Origin of the sequence: Haemophilus seminalis, from assembly GCF_006384255.1 — a bacterium.
GTDB classification, from domain to species: Bacteria; Pseudomonadota; Gammaproteobacteria; order Enterobacterales; family Pasteurellaceae; genus Haemophilus; species Haemophilus seminalis.
Map to the genome: position 1 here is coordinate 1 of NZ_VCED01000021.1, position 616 is coordinate 616.

General features: G+C 40.7%; 2 tRNA genes. Both read left to right on the forward strand.

Annotated elements, in window-relative coordinates:
- Window positions 1–34 precede the first annotated feature (34 nt).
- Window positions 35–111 (forward strand) — tRNA-Ile (locus tag FE813_RS10405).
- A 45-nt stretch (window positions 112–156) separates the two neighbouring features.
- A tRNA-Ala gene (locus tag FE813_RS10410) sits at window positions 157–232 on the forward strand.
- Window positions 233–616: the final 384 nt, after the last annotated feature.

The following is a 616-nucleotide window of genomic DNA, read 5'->3' on the forward strand; positions in this document are numbered from 1 at the left end:
TGTAGACAAGTGAGCAGAAGAAAACATTACCCTTGGGTCTGTAGCTCAGGTGGTTAGAGCGCACCCCTGATAAGGGTGAGGTCGGTGGTTCAAGTCCACTCAGACCCACCACTCTGAGAGTGAGTGATGTAAAGGTGTAATGATCTATGATGAAATGGGGATATAGCTCAGCTGGGAGAGCGCCTGCCTTGCACGCAGGAGGTCAGCGGTTCGATCCCGCTTATCTCCACCACTTATCATCGTTAAGTAAATTTATTTATTTAGTTTATTTAACGATGATAACTGAAAAGTTTTATCAACTGTTCTTTAAAAAATTGGAAACAAGCTGAAAACAAGAGATTTTCGAGAGAAAGTCTGAGTAGGCAAAATGGGAAGGTAAAAAGAGAGAACTGAGAAGGAAACTCTGAAAGCAAACCTGTTTTGCATAAAATCTTGATTGAACAAAAGCAATCAAGTGTTTAGTTGAATGAAAATACGCATCAAATTGAGCGCACTTTGAAGTGAAAACTTAAAGTGATTGAAAACATTTGAGGTTGTATAGTTAAGTGACTAAGCGTACAAGGTGGATGCCTTGGCAATCAGAGGCGAAGAAGGACGTGCTAATCTGCGAAAAGCT